Below are 21,170 nucleotides of genomic sequence, written 5' to 3'. Positions count from 1 at the left end.
CCCGGGGGGCCGGGGCGGTCAGGCGGCCGCGGTGAGATCGCGGTACGCCTCGGACACGGTGGAGAGGGCCCAGCGCATCCGCGTGATGTAGGTCTCGGGGTGGTCGCCGGCTTCCTGGGCGACGACGGCGACGCAGGCGGTACGGTCGCCGCCACAGGCGCCGAAGCGGTCGTCGATCGCCTTGCGGACTTGCTCGGCGGAGGGGTGGTCGGATTCCTGCAGCCCGCAGCTGAACAGGATCTCGGCCAGGTCGGCGGTGCTCAGCGAGGTGAGGGTCGGCGTGTTCGACATCGTGTGCCTTCTTCCTGCGGTGGGGGCCTCGTCCCCCTGCTGCTGAATATGACTCTGCCTGTACGGCAAACTCATCGCCATAGGGGAAAACCCCCATTCACGGTGGAGTAATCCCCCGGTAGACCCGTAGTCCGGATCCTTTGCACAACCCTGATACTAGCAGAACGGAACGCTTTGTTCCATAGTTGTGGGGCGTGTGTTCATGGTGCTGACCTGCGGCTCTGAAAGAAGTTCGCTCGCCGCGCTCCGTCGGATGACCCTTACCGACCCTGAGTGTGCGCCCTCAGGGTTCACGGTCGTCCTGCCGGTCCCCTCGCCCGCGAGGTTGCTCGCCGACCGCCGCACCACCACGCACATGCGGCCGATTCAGCGCATGCCATCACGTCGGCGCAGATAGTCACTTCAGCGCAGCCCGGCACTCCAGCGCAGCCCGGCACTCCAGCGCAGCTTGGCACTGCAGCGCAGGCCGTCACTCAGGGCATGTGGCGCGCCCAGACCCTCACCACCGAGGACTAGGACTGGTGGACGGCCCTCTCGTTCGGAACGCAGTGCGTCATCTTCAACCCGGCCACGTCACGTGAGCCGTTCTTGCCGAGGTTCTGCAGCCGTTGCCTGTCCTCGTCCGTGAGGTCCTGACCGGGCAGTGGCTGGAGGTGCTTGACGTCGTCCGGGCCGATACCGAGGCCCTCGCCGACGCGCAGCCCGAGGTCGTCCTCGACCAGCAGGAAGTGCCAGATCATCCGTTCCTGGACGGGACGCGCGCACTGCGAGATCAGCTCGATGAAGTTGCGGACGAGATCGCCGCGCTCCCAGTCCTGCATCAGCAGATAGCGCTGACCGGCCTGCTTGTAGTCGTTCGCCCGCGGAATGCGCTTGCGGGTCAGCCGGCCCCGGATCTCCGGGCCCTGCTCGTCGTGCGTCGGGTAATGGCCTTCCCGAAGACCGCCCGTGATGGACGGCTCGTAATTCACGTGCGGGTTCTCGCCGGGAGTGTCCACGAAGTAGGCCATCTGGCCGTCGCGCTGGTTCGTCCGCACCTCCGTGCCCTTGGCCTGGTTGACGGGCAGCTGCAGGTAATTCGGGCCCACGCGGTGACGCTGGGTGTCGCTGTAGGAGAACGTCCGCCCGACGAGCATCTTGTCGTCGGAGAAGTCGAGCCCGTCCACCAGGACGCCCGTGCCGAACGAGATCTGCTCGTTCTCGGCGAAGTTGTTCTCCACGTTGCGGTCGAGGACGATCCGGCCGACCGGCAGTGCCGGGAACTGGTCCTCGGGCCAGACCTTGGTGTCGTCGAGCGGATCGAAGTCCAGCTCCGGATGCTCGTGGTCGTCCATCATCTGGACGAGCAGTTCCCATTCCGGGAAGTCGCCGCGGTCGATGGCGTCGTGCAGATCCTTGGTGGCATGCCCGAGGTCGCGGCCCTGCACGGTTGCCGCGTCCTCCTCCGTCATGCTCCGCACGCCCTGCTTCGGCATCCAGTGGTATTTGACGAGCTTCGTGTCGCCGGCCTGGTTCACCCACTTGTAGGTGTTCACGCCGAAACCTTGCATGTGCCGGTAGTCGGCCGGGATTCCGCGCGGGCTAAAGAGGTTGACGAGCATGTGCATCGACTCCGGCGTCTGCGACATGAAGTCGAAGATGCGCGCCGGCTCCTGGCGGAATGTCACCGGGTCCGGTTTGAGGGCGTGGATGACGTCCGGGAACTTGATGGCGTCGCGGATGAAGAAGACCGCCAGGTTGTTCCCGACGAGATCCCAGTTGCCGTCCTCAGTGTAGAACTTGATGGCGAATCCGCGCGGGTCGCGTGCCGTCTCGGCCGAGTCGCGTCCGCCGATGACCGTGGAGAACCGCAATGCGATCGGCGTCTGCTTCCCATGCTCCTGGAACAGCTTGGCCCGGGTGAACGTCGCGATCGGCTCGTCGCCCCATTTCCCGTAGGCCTCGAAGAACCCGTACGCCGTCACGCCTCTCGCATGGACGACTCGCTCCGGAATGCGCTCCCGATCGAAATGGCTGATCTTCTCCAGGAACTGGTAGTTCTCCAGCGTGGCCGGCCCGCGGGCGCCCACGGTGCGCTGGTTCTGGTTGTCGTAGACGGGATGGCCTTGCCGGTTGGTCAGCACCGGACGCTCGTCCCCCGGCTGCGCTCCCGTGCTCGAAACGTCCGTCACGACGACCTCTCCTCCCGGTGGGTTCAGTGCAGTCCTGGCGGCCCTACCCGAAATAGGACAAATCAACGTCCGCCCCAGGTAAACCCACCGTCGCCCGAGCCGCCCGAACACCGGCGACGCCCGCGGAAGCCGACCGTCGGCGAGGGTGCCCGGCGTGACCTGCGTGGTGATGCGGGCGGCGGCGTCAGGCAGTCACGGCTCCAGAAGCCCAGCAACCAGCCCAGCACACCCTGATGAGCGCGCCAGGAGGGCATCCAACTTGACGCCGGTCAAGGTCGCCCACCGAATTCATGGGTGTGGACGGGCGGTCAGGGGTGCTGTCGCTCGTTAAGGGTGGTCGAGTGCGGCGTTGAGGTCGTCCAGGTAGTGCGAGACGGGGCCCAGGGTGATCAGGCCGCTGCCGGCTCCTGCCAGTTCTGCTGCTGCGGGGGCCAGTTCGCTGTGTGCGCGTCTCATCAGGTCGCGGTCGTCCACGGCAATGGCGGCCCGGGCGGTGAGGCACCACATGGCCTCGAACAGCAGATCGCGCGGCGGCTCTGGCGTTTTCCGAAGGGCCGCCGCAGCTTCGGACGTCCGGCCGCGGGCCAGGGACACCGAGGGGCGGGCCCACGGTTCGTAAGGTCCCCAACCGGTGTGTTCGTCGGTTTGTGCTGGGAGCCCCTGCTGGACGCGCAGGCAAAGCCGGGCGAGGGCTGGCAATCCGTTCTCAAGGCCGGGCATTCCGGTGCCGTCCAGCTGTGCGATGGCGTTGCGGTAGGCGGAGTCCGCCTCGGTCGCCTCGGTCGCCTCGCCGGACGCGGCCAGGCGCAGCGCTCGGTACCACTGGGTGAAGACGCTCACCAGCGGAAGCTCATGACGCGCAGCCAGCTCATCAGCGGCAATCGCGTGCCGGTCGGCTCCGGCGAAGTCTCCGAGCGCACTCCGCGCCTGGACGCGGACGAGATGCCCGAGCACCTCGAACGTGACCAACCCATGCCGTCCGGACAAAGCGACCAGCTCGGCGCCGATCGCGTCCCGCTCCGGCGCCAGCCCAGCCCGCTGAAATGTCTGCATATAGACGCCGTTGAGGACGAACGCCAGCAGCCCGGGATCGTCCAGCCCACGGGCGATCCGCTCCGCCTGGAGCGCCGCCTCGCGCCCCCGCCCCGACCGGTCGCCACGCGACTCCAACGCGACCGTGCCCAGCAGCCGCGCCCGCAGCACATCACTCCCCGCAGGCAGGACGCCGAGGGCACGTTCAGCCGCAGCCACGACTTCAGCCGCCTGGCGCGGATCGTCCGACCGCGTCCAGATCGCCGGGACGTCGTACGCGCCGATCACGCGCGCTGTCAGCTCCGCGTCGCCCAGCTCTTCGGCTGCCGCGATCGTCGCCGTCCGCTGCTCCCGCGCCGCCTCCAGCCCGCCGCCGCCCGTCACGGCGAGGTCGCGCAGGATGCCCACCGTCGACTCCAGCCGGGCCCGCGCCCCGGACGCCACAGCCCGGTCGTAGGCCGCGGTCGCCTCCGTCCACACGCGTGCGGCCGCGTCCTGCCCATGCTCCGCATGATCGGCCTGGCGGAGGATGTCCTCCTCCAACCGGCGCAACGCGGGGCCGGGATCGAGCCCGAGCTGCTCGGCCAGCAACGCCCGAGCCCGTCGCAGCACCGCGAGCGCGTCCCGCTGCCGACCGGTGCGGTACAAGGCCAGAGCCAGCAGCCGCCAGCCGTCCTCACGCCAGGGATGCTCGGTTACGTGGGCGTCGAGGTCCGGCACGGCCTCGGCCGCCCGTCCCAGATCCAGCTTCGCCTCCGCCCTCCGCTCGACGGCCCGCAACCGCAGCTCCGCGAGCCGGGACCGCTCCGCCCGCGCCCACCCCTCGTCCGCGAACTCGGCGTACGCGGGGCCACGCCACCACCCCAACGCCTCGTCCAGCCTCTCGACCAGCTCCCCGGCCGGACGCGACGAGCCCACGACCTCCTCGAACCGCCAGGCATCAACCGCTTCCAACCCCACCCGCAGCGCATACCCCGGCCCCTCGGTGACCAGCACCCGCGAAGGCGCCCGAGGCGGACGATCAGGCTCCAACCCCCGCCGCAAAGCCGCCACAAACGTACGAACCGCACCAACCCCATCACCTGGCGGATCAACCCAAAGATCGTCGACCAGCCGTCCCACCGGAACGACCCGACCCCTGGCCACGATGAGCCGCGCGAGCACAGCCCGATGCTTCGGCCCCCTCAACGCGATCACGTTGCCGGAGGCGTCCCAGGCCGTCACCGGCCCCAGCACCCCGAACACGACCCCCACCCCAGCCACGCTATAGCGCGCTCATCGGATGCTCATCCACACCCGGCAGCCTGGGGACATGGACAAATACACGCCGACCATCCCCGGCTTCGACTATCACCGCATCCCGGTCGCCGACGGGGTCTCCCTGAACACGGCCATCGCGGGCTCCGGCACGCCGATCATCCTCCTCCACGGCTTCCCGCAGACCCACCTGATGTGGCGGCACGTCGCCGCCGCCCTCGCGTCCGACCACACCGTGATCTGCCCTGACCTGCGCGGATACGGCGCCAGCGACAAGCCCGCCGACGATTACTCCAAGCGCACAATGGCCGCCGACATCGTCGCCCTGGCCCACGCCCTAGGCCATGACCACTTCGCGCTGGCCGGCCACGATCGCGGCGCGTTGGTCGCATTCCGCGCCGGCCTCGACCACCCCTCGACGATCACGCACCTGGCCTGCCTGGACGTCCTGCCGACCCTGGACATGTGGGACGCGATGCACGGCGTCACCGCCGCAGTCGGCTTCCACCTCTACCTGATGGCCCAGCCGCCCGGCCTGCCCGAACAGCTGATCGCCGCCGCCCCGGACGCCTTCTTCGGCCACTTCCTCGACCTCTGGGCGAACGACCCGTCCGCGATCCCGCCCGACATCCGCACCGCCTACCTGGACGCCTGCCGCAACGCGATCCCGTCGATCGTCGCCGACTACCGCGCGTCCGCAGGCATCGACATAGAACACGACCAGACCGACCGCGACTCGGGCAACCAACTGCACATGCCCGTATCCGTCCTCCAACAAGACTGGGGCGCCGCCCTAGGCTTCGACGCCAAGTCCCTCTGGGGAGCCTGGGCGAAGAACCTCCACCACGAAACCGTCCCCTACGGCCACTACATGGCCGAGGAGTCCCCCGTTGCAATCACCAAGACCCTCAAACACCTACTAACCCGCTAGACGGACGCACCACCCCGCTACCAGGGCGGCCCACCCTGCGTGGCCGCCCATACCCACAGAAAGATAAGGAACCCGGCCACCGCGAGGCCCAACGGCATCTCCCAGTTGAGCGGCTTGCTAGGTCCGCCCCGGTGAACCATGCCCATCCCCGTCCGTCCGATCTCCACGTCATACTTCGCATAGCCGGACGCCCTCCGAATAACCCCACCACCCAGCCATGTTTCAGCCGAACATGCTCTACCTCCCCGGACTCAGCCGACTGCCACCACTGTTCGGGATTCCGGTAAACGCCGAACCCGAGGGACCGCAGATCAACCGTTGGGTGCCCTGGGTTCTAACGCCCCTGGACGCGGTTCGGCGCGACGTCGCAGACCACCGCCACCATCACCTCAAGTTGCCGATGAAGACCGAATGACCAGGGCACAGGCGAGCACACGCACCCGCAGGGGTCCCCGACCCGGCGGCCAGGCCCTCATCGCCACCGCGAGCGCCGCGCAGAGACTTCCGGACCAGTCCCGGTTCACTGCCCGCCCACAGCGGTCTCGGCCAGGAGCGCTGCCCTAGCCAGCCCTGACCACGACACGGCCACGTGCTAGCTGCGGAAATGCGGGCAATCTCGTGTCGATGCGTCCGACCAAAGGAGTCGCGCAGTGGAGGAAGATCGAGGGATGAACCAGAATCCCGAGGTCGATCGGCTCATGCAGACGCTCGACCACCCGCAGAAGGAAGCGATCGAGTACCTGCGCACGGCGATCCTGAAGGTGGACCCGCAGATCACCGAGCAGGTCAAGTGGAACGCGCCGAGCTTCTGCTACGGCGGTGTCGACCGCGTGACCTTCCAGTTGAAATCCAAAGACGTACAGCTCATCTTCCATCGCGGTGCCAAGGTGAAGGATGACGAGATCCCGTTCACCTTCCACGACGACAGCGGCCTCATGAAGTGGCGGACCAACGATCGTGCGATGGTCACCTTCAAGGACCTCACCGACGTCACGGCTCACGAAGAGGCTTTCGCTTCCCTCATCAGTCGCTGGATGAAGGCCTGACACCAAAGGGGGCGTCGGGGCGGTGCGGCGAGACGGCCTACACTGCGTCCCCGTCCGCGCCGTCGGCCAAAGCCTGACACCACCAGGCAGACCGCTCTCCGGACGGGGAATGTGACAGCGGAGCGGATGCGCCAGTGGATCTAGGGAAAGTCCAGAGGGATTGCGCTTGACGGAATCTGACATGGCCGACTCCCCGGTCGTGAACGCGCACCACAACGCGTTCTCACCGGTTCGACGCGTCAGACCGACTCATCGATGAGATGCGCGTTCCACGTGGCCGCGGCCTGCTCATGGGAATCGACACCGGCGAAGAAGGCATCCGCCAATGCCGCATAGTCAGGGTCATCGACACCCGTCACGTCGATGAATTTGGGCCGGTAAACAGCGAAGCCTTCCGAGGACGGCTGCGGACGGTAAGGAATGGCCATCTTCAAAGACCGCCGACCCGGAACATACTCGACGGCACCTACGATCAGCGCGTCAACCCGTCCGACCTCAAGGTGCAGATAGGCGTCGACAACGAGCACCGCGCGAACCCAGCCAGGCCGCCCCGCCTCCAAGGCCGCCTGACCTGCTTTGACAGCGTCACCGAGGTCATCATGAACCAGGCGCTCCATGCCTTGTCGACCGTCCGCGTCCTCATGACCGAGCATGGGAACCAGCGTCTCCCCCTCAGACACGCTCCAGACGCCGTGAGCACTCAAGAATCCGGCCATCCCGGCGATCTCATGCATGGCCCGCCACCCTACAGACCCCACCAAATACGCGTGTTCCCACCACGAGGTAGTGACCGGGACCTGTTCGGACGGCTACGCCGACTCGGCGGCCGCGCCGGTCAGGCGGGTTCGCGCTCGGGTCCGGGAAGACGACGCCGGGCGGTGCGGGCGGCTTCGACCACGACGGCCTCGGGATGGTGAGCGATCATCGCGTCCAGAAGGTGGACGGCCCACGGATGCTCGGTGTCGGCAAGGCCGTCGACGAGCTTGGGCATCTTGTCCGCGGGTTGGCCGACGTAACCGCACTCTTGAAGCATCTCCGGGAAGGGTCGCGTGGCGGCGCTCATCTCGGCGAGATCAACCAGCGCCCACATTGTGGCGGCGCGGGACGGCTCGTCCACCTGCCGCTTCTCCTCGGGGGTCAAGAGCCCATGCGCCAATGCCCCGAGTTTCGGATCCGCGGTGAGCGAGACGAGGGCGTTGCGGCCCTCCTGGCCGAACTGCGCGCCGAACGTCCCCGCCAGCAGGTCGAGCCCGGCGCGGCGTGCGAAGGGGCCAACCTCGTGCAGCGCCGCGACGATCTCCGCGACGCCGGCCTCCACCGAACGTGCGTGGACCCAGCCCTGCGCCTCGTCACCGATGTGCTCCATCCGGTAGGCGGCGAGAGCGTTCAGGAGTGTCACGGCATCGGCGTCGGCGTAACAGCCGAGGACGGGGATCGTCATCCCCGTAGCCTCCTGCAGGAGGGTGTGGCACACGAGCTTGCCCAGCGGGGTGACCCCCACCAGCGGCCCGCGCCGTTCCACAAGCCCGGCATGGATGAGAGCGTTGCTATGGAGCTCGATGATGGTCGGCGCGCCGGCGTCCAGGTTCGACGCGAGCCGGTCCACGGGCACCGGCCCGCCGTGGGCGTACAAGTCGACGATGAAGGTGATGCCGGGGCATTCTTTCGGGACGTCCGGGTCATCCTCTGCCTTCTCGCCGCAGGCGACCAGATACTCGATGAGGAAATCCCGCCAGGCGCCCACGGCTGATTGGGCATCGCCACCCTTGAGCGCAATCGCGCCGGGCCCAGGCCACGCAAGCGACCGGGACGCGTCCACGTGTAGGACGCCCGTCCGGACCATCACGTCCCAGAACCGCAGGGCGCCATCGGTTGTCTCCGGGTCCTGGGCCAGGTGCTTGCCTATGGTCTCAAGGTAGGCGGGACAATCGGCTGGACGTCCGTCCGCATCGACTTCACGCCCGGCGCGCACCCAGTCGATCTGTGCCCTCACCATCGTGTGCAGGTAGGACTCCTGCGCCGCGGCGAGCAACTCCGCGGCGGACGGCAGCCGCACCGCTGGGAGGTATTCGGGCTCATCGTCCGGTATGCCCGTCCGTTGAAGCCGACCTGGATGCTGCCGTTCCATGGCACGCCTAAGCAGGTCGTCAGGAATCACATGAGCTGAGGCCATAGATAGCAAAGCGTAGTCCAACAGTCACACAGAGGTGAATAAAATCCTCTGACCGCCACCGGATGCGTAGCCGCGCTACGGAGCGCTGGACACCCTCGGCTCCAAGGCCCGGGCCAGGGTGCCGACTTCGGCCAGCAAGGAGGCAGGCGGCTGGTCGAGGTCGAGGGTGTGCTGGTGGATGGTTATCCCGGTGTGCCGGACGCGGTGGGCGATGTGCGGGGCATTGCCTTTCGCGTAGACGAGGTGACCGTCCGAAAGCTGCAAGGCAGTGCAGTAGGCGGGCATCTGGCAGAGATCCGCGTCCGGGAAGCCCTCGGGCTTTTCGGCCTTGTACTTGGCGTCGGCGACGGCGCGCCGAGTTCCGTCATCGGCGTAGGGAGGACGGCTTCCGCAAGGAAACGACGGAACGCTGTCTTCACGAGCGGGTGAACCAGCAAGGACCATGAACTTCTGGCTGCCATTCGTACCCTGCTCGTCCATCAATCGCCCGTACGCCAGAGGGCCGCCCTTCGGAAGACGGAGCTGGAGCTCGGGGTACTCGTCGACCATAAGACTCCCTCGCCCTGAATGTCGGCGGCGGCAGGCGCGGCCAACCTAACACCGGCCGCCGACAGCCATGAGGGGTTCATCGGGAGGCGGAAGGGCGTCGTGCGCTGAGATTCAAAATGACCTGGGTTCTGCGGTGCCAGGGGCCATCGACGGGTGAAGACGCGACCAGCGATGCGCGGCGGACTTGCACCGACGCTCGCAGCGCCAAGCAGGTCGCCGTGCACCACTCGGCGGTCGGTGGCGCTTCCTCCCGAACGTGGGAGATGGCACGGCTGGACATCCAGGGCGCGCATCCAGTTGGCCGAGATCGCCGCTGGGATGGGTGGACGCGCACAGGCTGCGACCCTGCGGGTTGCGGCGGGTCGTTCGTGCCATGCCGAGGGCAGGACGACCGCCGCGACTCAACGAATGGGGTTCCGCCGGGGCGGTTTTGGTTGGACGGTCAGTGCGTCTCGGCGGCGGACTGGACGGCCGTCCGCAGGGCCGCGCGGGTCAGCAGGAGGACAGGCCCATCCGGGTCCTTGCTGTCCCGCACCGCTACCGCACCGGCCGCGTCCGCCAGCTCGACGCAGTTGCCTCCGTTGGAGCCGGTGTAGGTGCTCTTACGCCATTTAGCGCTTCTCAGGTCCATCTTTCCTGGACCACCTTTCTAATCAGCTCGCGCGACATCTCTTCGGTGAGTGTCCGTGAACGAAGGGCGTTGAGAGTACGCGCCAACACGGACAAGTCCGTTGGGTCGTCGGTCGTGATGGCGTGGATCGCTGTCTCGATGTACGCGACCTCACTTCGATCGTCCATCGTGGCAATGGTGAACGCGCCCATGTTGCCGTCGTGCTCGCCGCTTTCCAACACTACTTGAACCGTGACGTTGGGCAACATGCTCAGGTCCAGAAGGTGATCAAGCTGCTCCCTCATCGTCTCGGACGTGCCGACCGGACGACGAAGCGCCTGCTCATCGACCAAGAGCACCAGTTCCGGCGGGTTGCGTCCCTCGCTCCTCGTAAGGATCTCTTGGCGGCTCAGCCGCGCCGCAACCGCCTCCTCGTTGCCGCGCAAGAGAGCTGAAGCGTAGGCCGGAGTCTGGACGAGGCCCGCAATCAGCATGGGTTCCCATGAAACGAGCATCGCCGCGTCAGTCTCGATCTTGGGCCAGTCGAACCAGACCGGCACGGGGTGGCCGTTCCTGTTCAGGTCCTCCCAGAGCTTGATCAGCGCGCCGTCCGCACCGATGAGGCGGTCAACCTGCTCAACGAATGAGCGTGTGGCGCGCCTGGTGCCATTCTCGATGCGGCTCACCTGAGCCTTGCTGATGTTCGTGTGGTCAGCGATGGACTGCTGAGTAATGCCCTTCGCCTCGCGCATCCGGCGCATCTGTCCACCGAAAGCGATCAGAGCAGGGGATTCCTTCGGGCGCTGACGTCGCGGGGGCATGATCGTGAAATTTCCTCTCCTTGGTATCTCGCCAAGAAGGCAGACCTGTCACCTGTCGTTTCCAAGCAAGCTTGGTAACACCACCGTACTGAGAAACCTTGCTAAATGTGTGCCGTTCGCCACACACGGTGAGGAGAGATCATGGGCGAGGCGGTGCAGAGCGAGATGGTGGTCAAGCGGGATCTGCGGGCGGTGGCGGAGGTACGGACGTTCGTGCGGCTGGTGACCGGCGGCTGGGACGTGGACGACTTCGTCCCGTGCCTGATCGCGAGCGAGCTGGTCACCAACGCGCTCCGGTACGCGACGGCGGCCGACGACGAGGTGATCTTCCGCATCGGCCGGACCGACCGGGGCGTGGTGTGGGTGGAGGTTCAGGACTCCGTCTGCGTCATGCCGCGCATCATCAGCGCGGACGTCAACGGCGAGTCGGGCCGTGGCCTGTTCGTCGTGGAGCAGTTCACCCGATGCTGGGGCGCCCGCCCACTGGCCGGGGACGTCGGCAAGGTCGTCTTCGCCGTCCTCAACTCGTGAAGACCACGCGGAGGGGCGGCCGGAGGGGGCCGTCCCTCCGCGTCATCACTCCCGCCCTACCACCCGTGCCAAAGCCCCCCGACTTGGCCGCGGGACCGCAGCCACCGACCGCCCCTCCACGGGAGCATGGGCAGCGTCCAGCGGGTACGGCTGGGACACCGGGCTTCGCGCGTCGAAGAAGCTCAGGCAGCCCTCGTACTACTCGTCGGTCTTCGGACAATGCGTCGACATCGCGGCGGTTCAGGAGCATGAGCGGACTCGGCGTCGGCCCGGGCGAGGCGATGTCGGCGACTTCATCTGGTGGCTGGCGGTGCTGGTTCGGGTGGCTGATCAGGTGTCGTTGGTCGCAGGCGTCGTACCGCCATTCCAGCCGGTAGCGGGCGCCCATCGGGCACGTCCTGGGTGGCCCAGGAGAACGTCAACCCGATCGACAGGTGACGCGTCGGCAGCGGACCCGCCCTGGAGCCATAGGCCCAACCGCCCGTCGTCGACTCGGTAGCCGTCGAGAGGGAGGTCAGACCTGGCTCACCCAAGTACTGTGCCTGGCCCGAGCTTCCAAGAGCAGGAGTTCCCTTAGCTGCTCGCCCGTTCGGCCCCTTGTCTTGATGGCGTGGCAGTTGGGGCAGAGTGCGATCATCTGGATCGGATGGTCGCGGCCCCATTTCGCCCGATCGTGGACGTGGTCGACCTCCAGAATTGGCTCCCCGTCCTTGTTCACATCATTGGGCTGACCGGTGCACAGCGGGTTCTCGCAGCGGCCGCCGCTTCGGATCAGAACGGCCTTGACGGAAGCAGAAGAGCGCACGGGCTGCTCGCGGGCGGCGCTCACGGTGCTCCGGTCGTGGTCACCACGCGCCTCCGCTGCCTCCACCGTCTGACATAGACGTAGGTACGCTTCCAGCGGGCTCCAGTCCTGGGCCGACGGTGTGTCACCGCGTTTCAACTGACGCAGTCCGACCTCCCCCAGCAGTGCTTCAGGAAGGCTGCCGTTGAAAAATCGTCTGCCGAGGATCGCGATGGCCTCACTCCGCGCTGATTCATCGGATGCGATGAGCTCATAGGCCCACGTGGCGAGCCCGAAGCTCGGATTCTGCTCGTCCAGCCAGGCCATCGGCTCGCCATGCGCCGGGGGAATGCCCCCCACGTGGCCTTGCAGCTCCCAAACATCCGTACGTGTCAGCGCGAGGATGGGAAATTCCGGGGTCGGTCTTGAGCTGGGTTGTCCGTACTCACGCATGAGCCCACGTAGTTCGGTATTGGCGTCCCGCCAGAAAACCAGGCGCGGACGGTGGCCAGCCGCTCTGCCCATCGCCCAGAGGAGCGTTATGGGCTGATGTCGGGCGGGCCCATCAGGGGTCTTGGCGCCGCGCAGCGACTCAAGGACCTGGACGAGACGCCGTCGCGGCGCGGCCGGCTCATCGACGACCACCTCGAAACCCAGGCGGTCGAGGAGCCGGCCGACCGTCTCACGCCCCCCGGAGAACTGGTCGGCGGCGAGCGGCCGACCCGTCACGAAACGGTGGGCCACACCGACGATGGCCTTGGAGTCGTAGAGGACACCGTCGTGACGGAGGAAGTACCGACGAGCCGGTTCGAAGCCGTAGCGCTCAAGGAACCGGCCACGACCGAGCTGATCACACTCGCCGATCACATCGAGGACCGCCTCACGCGTGATCTCCGACAAATCCATGCGAGAAGGATATGCCCGACATAAGAAGCATCCCCCACTTGGCCCTCTGGCCTGGGCGGGCGCCGGAAGCGCGCACGCTCGTACGCTAAGCCGCGTGCGCCGGGCAGGCGGGATCACGTGCCAGGAGGGCAGGTCCTTTCAGCGTTGTGACGGTTTCGAAGCGCGACCTTTGAATGGAAGACGGTCGAGTTTGCGGTGCGGGAGCCCGCGCCGCTGACTTTGATGGGCGTCCCCAGACTCCGGCACCTGGAGAGGGAGCGAGGCCGTTACCTATAGAGCTCGCTTGGCCAGTACGTCCTGGATCCGGTCCATTGGCCATGTGGTATCGATCATCGCGGGAGTCGGTCCCCCGGACCAGAGACGAGCCGTCTCATGGTGATGCCGCTCGGGTGCGAATAGGAACCGCACCTCGTCTGTATTCACCTTGAGCCCCTCGATCCTCCACTCTCTCTCCCACTCGAACTCGTACTCGGTATCCCAATAGGGGCCGGGGAAGTCGATGTACGGGGTGAGGTTCCAGACAGGATCGTTCTGACTTGTGGGCGATCCATCGTCCCCGCGTGCATTTTCCACCAAGCGTTTGAACTCGTCCGCTACGGGCGAGTCCTTGCGCAGATACCAGACGGGGGCGCCACCGGCCATCGCCACGGCACGTTTGGCGTAACCGACTCCGAACTGACCACGCCGGTCGACTAGACGGGAGAGATAGTCGAGCGGAATCTCGCTGAGGCAGACCGACTGCTGTGCGATCTCCACATCGCGGACGTGGCGTGCGGCGCCGAAAGGCTTGCGAGAGGCTCGGAGCTCCCCGTCCGTGAGTATTCGCTGAAAGGCGGCCTGGTTCGTGAGATGGACCAGATACTCCGACATGTCCCGCCACTCGTCGTTACCTCGGAAACCGAGCGCCATCAGGCGAGACCGAACAGTGCGACGCGCCAGGACAATGTGGCCAGGGTGCCTATCGATTCCTCGCACACGTGTATCGACGGCTCCTTCCCTTATCGTCTACCAGCCGTGCAAATGATCCCATATGACTGCACTTGACCGAAAGATTCGGGCAGCATGAGATAGCGACTAGGTAACCTTTTAACGGCATGTCGCCAGCCCATCGGCGCCCTCAGCCTGTCAAGCACCGCCTGGTGCGGCCGCGGCCACGAACCCGTTGCAGTTCACGCAGTGAACCGACGATGCGCCGTGAACGCGTAACGCTGAAATAGACCGGCATGGGAGATGGTGGAGTGGGAGAGCGGTGGAGGCGGGTTGGCAAGGTCATGCGGCAGCCAGCCGCGGACGCCGCCGGCTGACCGGACGAGCATGCTGAGGTCAGGGTTCACGTCCGGCACCCCGCGAGGAGGAACGAGCTCGGGAAGTTGCCGCCCGTCGTGGACGGACTTGTCTGCGGCCGCGGTGAGGTGGCCATGCTGGATCGGCTGGTAGCGCTGGGTGGCGTCCTGTGTCACAAGCGGCTGGCCAGCGGTGACGGGCTCGTGTTGAACGCTGGACGAACGGGGTGCTGGCTTCTCCGTGCCGGTGGGGGACGGATGGCCGGGTTCGCGGTCGTATGGCGGATAAAAGATCTCGAGGCCGGTCTCCTGATGTGGAGATCCGGCCTCTGACCTGGCGATTCTGTGTCGGGGTGGCGGGATTTGAACCCACGACCTCTTCGTCCCGAACGAAGCGCGCTGCCAAGCTGCGCTACACCCCGGTGGTGGCTGCCCGGGAGTCGTACGGGCTCCCGGCGCCTAGTACACCTTAGCGGATGGCGGGGGGTGGTGCGTCCCCTATTTACGGGCGGTGAAGCCGGTCACGGCGCCGGACGGGGTGAGCGCGATGGAGGTCAGGCCGGCGGAGGTCAGCCAGTCGTGGAGGTCGGCGGTGGTGCCGGAGGGGCCGAAGGCGCCTAGGCGCTTCATGAGTTTGTAGAGGAAGTCGCGGGATGTGCCGCGGACGAGGGTTGTGCCGCGGAGGGTGCCGCCTGGGCGGAGGACGCGGGTCAGTTCGCGCAGGGCGGCGGCCGGGTCGGGGAGGCAGTGGAGGCCGTTGTAGGTGAGGCAGAGGTCGAAGGTGGAGTCTGCGAAGGGGAGGGCGTAGATGTCTGCCTGGAGGAGGGTCTTCGTCTTGCGGCGGGCGCGGGTGAGCATCGTCCAGGAGAGGTCGGCGGCCACGTGGCGGGGGTTGTCGCGGACGGCGAGGCCGCCGCCGCAGGGGATGTCGAGGGTGAGGGCGTCGGCGGGTGCGGCGGCGATGGATTGTCGGAGGTGTGTGATGTCGTAGTTCCAGAGGACCCGGGCGCCCAGGCGGGAGAGGGGGCGGTTCTGGACGGCGAAGTCGTAGAGCGCGGCCGAGAAGCGGTCGGTCTTCCAGCGGTCGCGCAGGTCCATCAGCGGGGGACGAGGGTGAGAAGGGATGCCTCGGGCGGGCAGCAGAAGCGCATGGGGGCCTTGGGGGACGTGCCGAGGCCGGCGGAGACGTGGAGCCAGGAGCCGCGGTGCCGGTGCAGGCCCTTCACGCGGGGACGGTCGATGCCGCAGTTGGTGGCGAGGGCACCGTAGAAGGGGACGCAGACCTGGCCGCCGTGGGTGTGGCCGGCGAGCAGGAGGTCGTAGCCGTCGGCGGTGAAGCGGTCGAGGTTGCGGGGTTCGGGGGAGTGCATGACGCCGAGGTGGACGTCCGCCTGCGGGTCGACCGGACCGGCGATCTTGTCGTAGTGGTCGCGGTTGATGTGCGAGTCGTCGATGCCGCCGAACTCGACGTCCAGCTCGCCGACCTTGAGACGGCCGATGCGGTTGTTGAGGTCTAGCCAGCCGGCGGCCTGCAGGGACGAGCCGAGCTCGCGGTACGGGAGGTCGGGCTCGCGGCGATGCCGGTCGTAGTCGGACTTGCTGGTCCGCCAGATGTAGCGAAGGGGGTTCTTGAAGATCGGGGAGAAGAGGTCGTTGGAGCCGTAGACGAAGACGCCTGGACGGTCGAGGAGGGGGCCTAGCGCGTCCAGGAAGGGACCGATCGTGTCGCGGTGCGAGATGGAGTCACCGGTGTTGACGACAAGGTCCGGCTCCAGGGCGTCCAGCGAACGGACCCAGCTGATCAGGCGGGACCGACCGGGCGTGAGGTGCGCGTCGGAGATGTGCAGGATCTTCACCGGCGGGCGGCCCGGCGGCAGCACGGGCACGTCGATGCGGCGGAGGCGGAACCAGTTCCGCTCGATCACCGAGGCGTACCCGAAGGTCGCGGCGCCCGCGCCCAGGAGTGCCAGGGGCACGGCGTAGAACTTTCGCACGCCTCCCATGCTTCCAGAGAATTGCACCGCGTGGTAATCCCGATGAGGCTTCCGGTGCGGTACGGGCATGATGTGGTGCATGACCTTGAAGGAGAAGCTGGAGACCGATCTTTCGGCCGCGATGAAGGCGCGTGACGAGGTGCGCACCCGCACCCTGCGGATGGCGCTGACCGCGGTGAAGAACGAGGAGGTCGCCGGCAAGCAGTCGCGCGAGTTGTCCGACGACGACGTCGTCCGCGTGCTCACCAGGGAGGCGAAGAAGCGGCGCGAGGCGGCGGCCGCGTTCGGTGACGCCGGGCGTGAGAAGCAGGCCCAGGCGGAGCGGGACGAGGGCGAGGTGCTGGAGGACTACCTCCCGTCCCAGCTCGGCGATGAGGAGCTGACGGCGCTGGTCGCGGACGCGATCGCCGAGACCGGTGCGGCCGGTCCGCGTGCGATGGGCCAGGTCATGAAGGTCGTGAACCCCAAGGTGGCGGGACGCGCCGAGGGCGGACGCGTCGCCGCCGAGGTCAAGCGCCAACTCGCCCAGTAGCGAAGGGCGCGCGGGCGAAGCCGTCCGGCGGCGAGGGACTGTGGGCGAGCCGTCGGCCGCCGCCCGCAGGGGGCGCGGGCGAGTTGTCCAAGCGGCCGAGCGTCGTGGGCGAGCCGTCCGGAGAGGGCCGTGGGGGCCATTGGTCGTCGGCCCATGGGGGCGTGAGAGGGCCGTCCCAGAGTGCGGGTGAGGGGTTAGTCGCCGCCCCAGGGGGGCCAGCCGTCGCCTGGGCCGGTGTTGCCTCCGCCGCGGCCCTTGCCGTTGCTCACGTAGAGGATGACGGTGGTTCCCGGCGGGACTTGGCTGCCGGCGGACGGTGAGGTGGAGACGACCGTGCCCTTCGGCTGGTTCGAGCGGATGGACGCGGGCGCCACGCGGGCCTGCAGGTCGGCGCCTCTGAGCGCGGCGGTGGCGGCGGCGACCGTCGCGCCCTTCACCTGCGGGACGCGGGTGGAGTCGCCGAAGTCGCGGGTCGGGGTCCGGAAGCCGGGCGCGGGGTCTCCGGCGAGCGCGCTCCGCATGCTCTGTTGCCAGATGCCGCCGGGAATCCCCGCGCCGTACACGCCGTACACTTTGTACTGCCAGGGGCCTCGGAAGTCCCAGTAGGCGGTGGCGGCGGCGAGGTTCGGCGTGAAGCCGGCGAACACGGCGCAGGAGTGGCTTTCACAGGTGCCGGTCTTGCCCGCGGCCGGACGGCCGATGCCGCGTCCCGCCGCCGTCCCCTTGCTGAGGACGCCCTGCAGGATCGAGTTGACCTTGTCGGCGACGTCGACGTCGAGGGCCTGGTGGCAGTTCTGCTTGGGCAGCTTGACCTGCTTGCCCTCGGGGTCGACGACCTCCGTCACCGAGACCGGCGCGCAGTACTTGCCGCGGGCGGCGAATCCGGCGTAGGCGGCGGCGAGGTGCACCATGTCGACGTCGTTGACACCGAGGACCTGGGACGCGATCGGCAGCAGCGGGTTCCCGTTGCCCTGCTTCATGCCGAACTTCTCGGCCATCTTGACCGCGTTGCAGACGCCGACGCGCTTCTCCAGATGCGCGTAGAAGGTGTTGACCGAGTGCCAGGTGCCGGTCTTGAGGTTGAAGTTGCCCGATTCGCTGTCGCCGGCGTTGGAGACCGTCCAGTGGCCGCCGCCGATCATCGCGTCCTTGACCTTCTTGCCCTGGTACATCCCGGTGTACTTGCACGGCTGGAAGCCGCCGATGGTCGTCGTCTCAGGCGAGTTGATCGTCGTGCTGACCGGGATGCCCTGATCGATCGCGGCGGCCAGCGTGAAGATCTTGAACGTCGAGCCCGCGGACACGCCGTTGCCGCCGCCGTGCGCCGAGTCGGCCGGGAGGTTGATGGTCGTCTTGCCCTTGCCGGGGCCGAACCGCTTGCTCAGTCCGATCGCCCTGACCTTGCCGGTGCCGGGCTCCACCATCGCCTCTGCGGCGACGCGGTTGCCCCCGGGCGGGACGGTCGAACGCAGCGCCCTGTCGACGGCGCGCTGCTTCCGCATGTCGAGAGTGGTCCGGATCGTGTATCCGCCCCGGTTGAGCTTGTTGACGACGTTCTGCTGCTCCTTCGGGTCGAGCTGCCAGTACTTGCCGTCCGAGAGGATGTTCAGCAGGTCGTACTTCACGTATTCGCAGAAGTACGGCACCGTGCTGGACTCGCAGCCGCCGACCGGGTCGGTGCGGTTCAGCTCGATGGGCTTCTTGGCCTCCTCGTCCGCCTGGGCCTTGGTGATGTGCCCGAGCTGCGCCATCCGGTAGAGGACGACGTCGCGCCGCTTACGCGCGTCCGTCGGGTTGCGGATGGGGTCGTAGGCGGTCGGGTTTTGCGTGATGCCTGAGAGCAGCGCGGCCTGGCCGAGGGTCAGTTCGGAGGCCGGCACGCTGAAGTACCGCTTGGCCGCGGCCTGGACGCCGTAAGCGCCGGCGCCGAAGTACGAGATGTTGAGGTAGCCCTCAAGGATCTGGTCCTTCGACATGCGCTTCTCGATGTCGAGCGCGTAGCGGAGTTCGCGGAGCTTGCGTCCGACCGTGGGTGCGGTGGCCTCGCGGTACTCCTCCGGCGATTTGGCCGCGTCGACTAGGAGGTTCTTGACGTACTGCTGGGTGAGGGTCGAGCCGCCCTGCGTCTGCTCGGACTCCACGTTGGACGCCAGTGCGCGAATGGTGCCCTTCAGGTCGAGTGCGCCGTGCTCGTAGAAGCGCGAGTCCTCGATGTCGATGATCGATTGCCGCATGATGGGCGCGACCTGGTCGAGCCGGACGGACTCGCGGTACTTGTCGAAGAACGTCGCAATCTGCTTGCCGCCGGAGTCGTACACCACCGTCTTCTCGGACGGTGGTGTCGTCTTCAGATGGCTGTCCATGTCCTCGAAGTTGTTCGCGGCGTCGCGCGCGGTCAGCCCGGCGCTGCCGACCGCGGGCAGCGCGATGAACGCGACGAGGACGCCCGCGACGATCCCGGCGCCGAGGAGCCTGAACAGCGTCGACGCCGCCTTCATCCGATCAGTATTCGCAACGCGCACGGGGTCTAGAGTACGCGGGATGACCAGTGCATTCGGGACAGGGCTCCCGTAGCCGTACCATCCGGGCCTGGGGATGCCCGGGACGTTCGTCCGTTATGCCCTCAAGATGACAACCCGCGCCGTGTCTGGCGCGTCAACTACAGGTAACTAGTCCGTTCCGGTGATATGGCCCTGGTGGGCTATATCGAGAATGGGCCCATCGGGGGCTGTTGAAACGTCCCTCGCTTCCGTAAGTTCTTCCCCACGGCTTTCGTTTGGCGGCCTGACGTCCGCGCCCGTCCGGCCAAGGAGCGCAAATCGACACACAGACCCTAGGGGAGTGGGGCCAAGATGTGGATCACGGATTGGACCGCCCGCGCCGCCTGCCGTAACGCGGATCCGGACGCCCTGTTCGTGCAGGGAGCGGCGCAGAACCGGGCCAAGATGATCTGCCGCGGTTGTCCGGTGCGCACGGAGTGCCTCGCCGACGCCCTCGACAACCGGATCGAATTCGGTGTCTGGGGCGGTATGACCGAGCGTGAGCGCCGTGCACTGCTGCGCCGGCGGCCGGACGTGCGATCGTGGCGCGACCTGCTGGAGACCGCGAAGGAGGAGTACGAGCGGTCGGTCGACATTGACGAGCAGGAACTCGTCGCCAGCTGACCCGATCCGCCGGAAGGCGATCGTCCAGCTGTCACACGGGCGTGGGAGCGGCCCGTACGGCAGAGTTTCAAGAACCAGCACGGCCGAATAAAGCGTTGTGGCAGGCCCGCACCTTGATGGGTGCGGGCCTGTCAGCACGCTCCTGATCGTCTTACGAGCGGCTCGGCCCGCTCGTCCTGCCGGGTGTGGACGTTCCGCTGTGATCGCGCGCCCGTCCGCCAATCCGCGACCACCTGATCGCGCGACCAAATCCGTAGGACCACGCCCACCACGGGATCCAACCGATCCGCCGAGCCCCCGCCCCGACCACGAACCCCATTCGCACGATCACCCACCACCATTCATCTCCGCAGGTCAAACCCCTCATAACCCAACCTCGGACGAGGAAGACGAAGCGGTGAACGGTGCCATGCCTGCTCACGACGACCAAGCGCCGTGCGATGCGCCCGCCGCCGCTCATCGGTCCCGGATCCCGTTCGCAGGACGCTGGCGGGCAACAAGCCGGCCTGGGCACGACCCGCCACCACAACCCTCACCCGCCTAACACCACCTCCCGCACGACGACGCCCGTCCTGCTCGGCCCGCAGCCGCGCCGCACAGTGACGCACCACTCGCCACACCGCTGCGCGTGCAACGAAGGCGCGCCCACGCTGGCGATTTCAGCGCTTCCGACATCATCACCACCACCGCCCCCGCCACTTCGCCCGCAACGCCCTCGCAGGCCCACCGCACTACGCCGACCGCCCGCGCGGCACTACGCCCCCGGCCCGCCGCCCGGCACTACGCCGCAGTCCGCCTTGCTGCGCCGTGCTACGCCGCACTACGCCGCGCCGCACCGGACTATGCACTGCCGCACTGCCGCACTGCCGTCCCGCCGTGGCGCACTGCCGTGCCGCAGCGCCGCGCCATGCTGTGCCGCCCGCACTCCGCCGCACTGTGCTGCGACGAGCCGCGCCGCACTCCGCCCCGTGCCGCACCGCACTGCGCCTCATTGCTCTGCGCTGTGCTGCAACCGCCGCGTCGCGCCGCGCCTCATTGCGTCGCACCGCACTACGACGCGCCCCCGCTTTGCCGCGCCCCACCGCTGTGCCGCCC

The 21,170-nt window shown here is 67.5% G+C and carries 18 protein-coding genes and 1 tRNA gene; 5 read left to right on the top strand and 14 right to left on the bottom strand.

Features of this window, described 5'->3' with window-relative positions; all coding sequences use genetic code 11:
• Positions 1–18 precede the first annotated feature (18 nt).
• The 3 genes from E1287_RS33985 to E1287_RS33975 all read right to left on the bottom strand — a co-directional run bounded on the left by E1287_RS33985 (position 19) and on the right by E1287_RS33975 (position 4,748).
• Positions 19–291 carry a hypothetical protein gene (locus E1287_RS33985; RefSeq protein ID WP_207934630.1) on the bottom strand — a complete coding sequence of 91 codons (273 nt, stop codon included), beginning with the start codon at positions 289–291 and terminating at the stop codon, positions 19–21.
• Between the two features lie 512 nt (positions 292–803).
• Positions 804–2,462 carry a catalase gene (locus E1287_RS33980; RefSeq protein WP_131969375.1) on the bottom strand — a complete coding sequence of 553 codons (1,659 nt, stop codon included), beginning with the start codon at positions 2,460–2,462 and terminating at the stop codon, positions 804–806.
• A gap of 327 nt (positions 2,463–2,789) precedes the next feature.
• Complete coding sequence (locus E1287_RS33975; RefSeq protein ID WP_131969374.1) at positions 2,790–4,748, bottom strand: BTAD domain-containing putative transcriptional regulator; 1,959 nt, start codon at positions 4,746–4,748, stop codon at positions 2,790–2,792.
• A 58-nt stretch (positions 4,749–4,806) separates the two neighbouring features.
• Here E1287_RS33975 and E1287_RS33970 point away from each other — a divergent pair, with 58 nt between their 5' ends.
• Both E1287_RS33970 and E1287_RS33965 read left to right on the top strand, forming a co-directional pair.
• Positions 4,807–5,682, top strand: coding sequence for an alpha/beta hydrolase (locus E1287_RS33970; RefSeq protein WP_131969373.1), 876 nt, complete (start codon positions 4,807–4,809; stop codon positions 5,680–5,682).
• A gap of 650 nt (positions 5,683–6,332) precedes the next feature.
• Positions 6,333–6,728: a DUF1801 domain-containing protein gene (locus tag E1287_RS33965; RefSeq protein ID WP_207934629.1), complete on the top strand. Its 396-nt coding sequence runs from the start codon at positions 6,333–6,335 to the stop codon at positions 6,726–6,728.
• Positions 6,729–6,967: 239 nt separating this feature from the next.
• Here E1287_RS33965 and E1287_RS33960 read toward each other — a convergent pair whose 3' ends face one another.
• The 5 genes from E1287_RS33960 to E1287_RS33940 all read right to left on the bottom strand — a co-directional run bounded on the left by E1287_RS33960 (position 6,968) and on the right by E1287_RS33940 (position 10,881).
• Positions 6,968–7,462 carry a hypothetical protein gene (locus E1287_RS33960; RefSeq protein ID WP_131969372.1) on the bottom strand — a complete coding sequence of 165 codons (495 nt, stop codon included), beginning with the start codon at positions 7,460–7,462 and terminating at the stop codon, positions 6,968–6,970.
• 101 nt (positions 7,463–7,563) lie between these two features.
• Positions 7,564–8,784, bottom strand: a complete 1,221-nt coding sequence (locus E1287_RS33955; protein WP_131969371.1) for a hypothetical protein — start codon at positions 8,782–8,784, stop codon at positions 7,564–7,566.
• 192 nt (positions 8,785–8,976) lie between these two features.
• On the bottom strand, positions 8,977–9,450 hold the full coding sequence (locus tag E1287_RS33950) for a hypothetical protein (RefSeq protein ID WP_131969370.1): 474 nt from the start codon (positions 9,448–9,450) through the stop codon (positions 8,977–8,979).
• A gap of 442 nt (positions 9,451–9,892) precedes the next feature.
• Complete coding sequence (locus tag E1287_RS33945) at positions 9,893–10,081, bottom strand: DUF397 domain-containing protein (RefSeq protein WP_131969369.1); 189 nt, start codon at positions 10,079–10,081, stop codon at positions 9,893–9,895.
• Complete coding sequence (locus E1287_RS33940; RefSeq protein ID WP_131969368.1) at positions 10,072–10,881, bottom strand: helix-turn-helix transcriptional regulator; 810 nt, start codon at positions 10,879–10,881, stop codon at positions 10,072–10,074. Before E1287_RS33940 ends, E1287_RS33945 begins: the two co-directional genes overlap by 10 nt.
• A gap of 141 nt (positions 10,882–11,022) precedes the next feature.
• On the opposite strand from E1287_RS33940, the gene E1287_RS33935 reads away from it, so the two are divergent.
• Entirely contained in the window at positions 11,023–11,412 is a 390-nt protein-coding gene (locus E1287_RS33935; protein ID WP_131969367.1) for an ATP-binding protein, read from the top strand.
• Between the two features lie 514 nt (positions 11,413–11,926).
• On the opposite strand, the gene E1287_RS33930 is transcribed toward E1287_RS33935, so the two are convergent.
• The 5 genes from E1287_RS33930 to E1287_RS33905 form a co-directional block, all read right to left on the bottom strand.
• Complete coding sequence (locus tag E1287_RS33930; protein WP_207934628.1) at positions 11,927–13,102, bottom strand: HNH endonuclease signature motif containing protein; 1,176 nt, start codon at positions 13,100–13,102, stop codon at positions 11,927–11,929.
• A 270-nt stretch (positions 13,103–13,372) separates the two neighbouring features.
• Positions 13,373–13,972 (bottom strand): abortive infection system antitoxin AbiGi family protein, encoded by a 600-nt coding sequence (locus E1287_RS33920; RefSeq protein WP_165969328.1) that lies wholly within the window; start codon positions 13,970–13,972, stop codon positions 13,373–13,375.
• A gap of 761 nt (positions 13,973–14,733) precedes the next feature.
• Positions 14,734–14,807: transfer RNA gene (locus E1287_RS33915), tRNA-Pro, on the bottom strand.
• 76 nt (positions 14,808–14,883) lie between these two features.
• Positions 14,884–15,483, bottom strand: a complete 600-nt coding sequence (locus E1287_RS33910) for a class I SAM-dependent methyltransferase (RefSeq protein ID WP_131969365.1) — start codon at positions 15,481–15,483, stop codon at positions 14,884–14,886.
• Entirely contained in the window at positions 15,483–16,388 is a 906-nt protein-coding gene (locus E1287_RS33905) for a metallophosphoesterase (protein WP_131969364.1), read from the bottom strand. Before E1287_RS33905 ends, E1287_RS33910 begins: the two co-directional genes overlap by 1 nt.
• Positions 16,389–16,458: 70 nt before the next feature.
• Here E1287_RS33905 and E1287_RS33900 point away from each other — a divergent pair, with 70 nt between their 5' ends.
• Positions 16,459–16,911 carry a GatB/YqeY domain-containing protein gene (locus E1287_RS33900; RefSeq protein ID WP_207934627.1) on the top strand — a complete coding sequence of 151 codons (453 nt, stop codon included), beginning with the start codon at positions 16,459–16,461 and terminating at the stop codon, positions 16,909–16,911.
• A 194-nt stretch (positions 16,912–17,105) separates the two neighbouring features.
• On the opposite strand, the gene E1287_RS33895 is transcribed toward E1287_RS33900, so the two are convergent.
• Entirely contained in the window at positions 17,106–19,409 is a 2,304-nt protein-coding gene (locus E1287_RS33895) for a transglycosylase domain-containing protein (RefSeq protein WP_131969362.1), read from the bottom strand.
• Between the two features lie 354 nt (positions 19,410–19,763).
• Here E1287_RS33895 and E1287_RS33890 point away from each other — a divergent pair, with 354 nt between their 5' ends.
• Entirely contained in the window at positions 19,764–20,075 is a 312-nt protein-coding gene (locus E1287_RS33890) for a WhiB family transcriptional regulator (RefSeq protein WP_131969361.1), read from the top strand.
• Positions 20,076–21,170 lie beyond the last annotated feature (1,095 nt).

Source organism: Actinomadura sp. KC06 (genome assembly GCF_004348735.1).
GTDB lineage: Bacteria > Actinomycetota > Actinomycetes > Streptosporangiales > Streptosporangiaceae > Spirillospora.
Note: the sequence above shows the minus strand (reverse complement) of the source record. Positions and strands in the feature narration are given on the sequence as shown.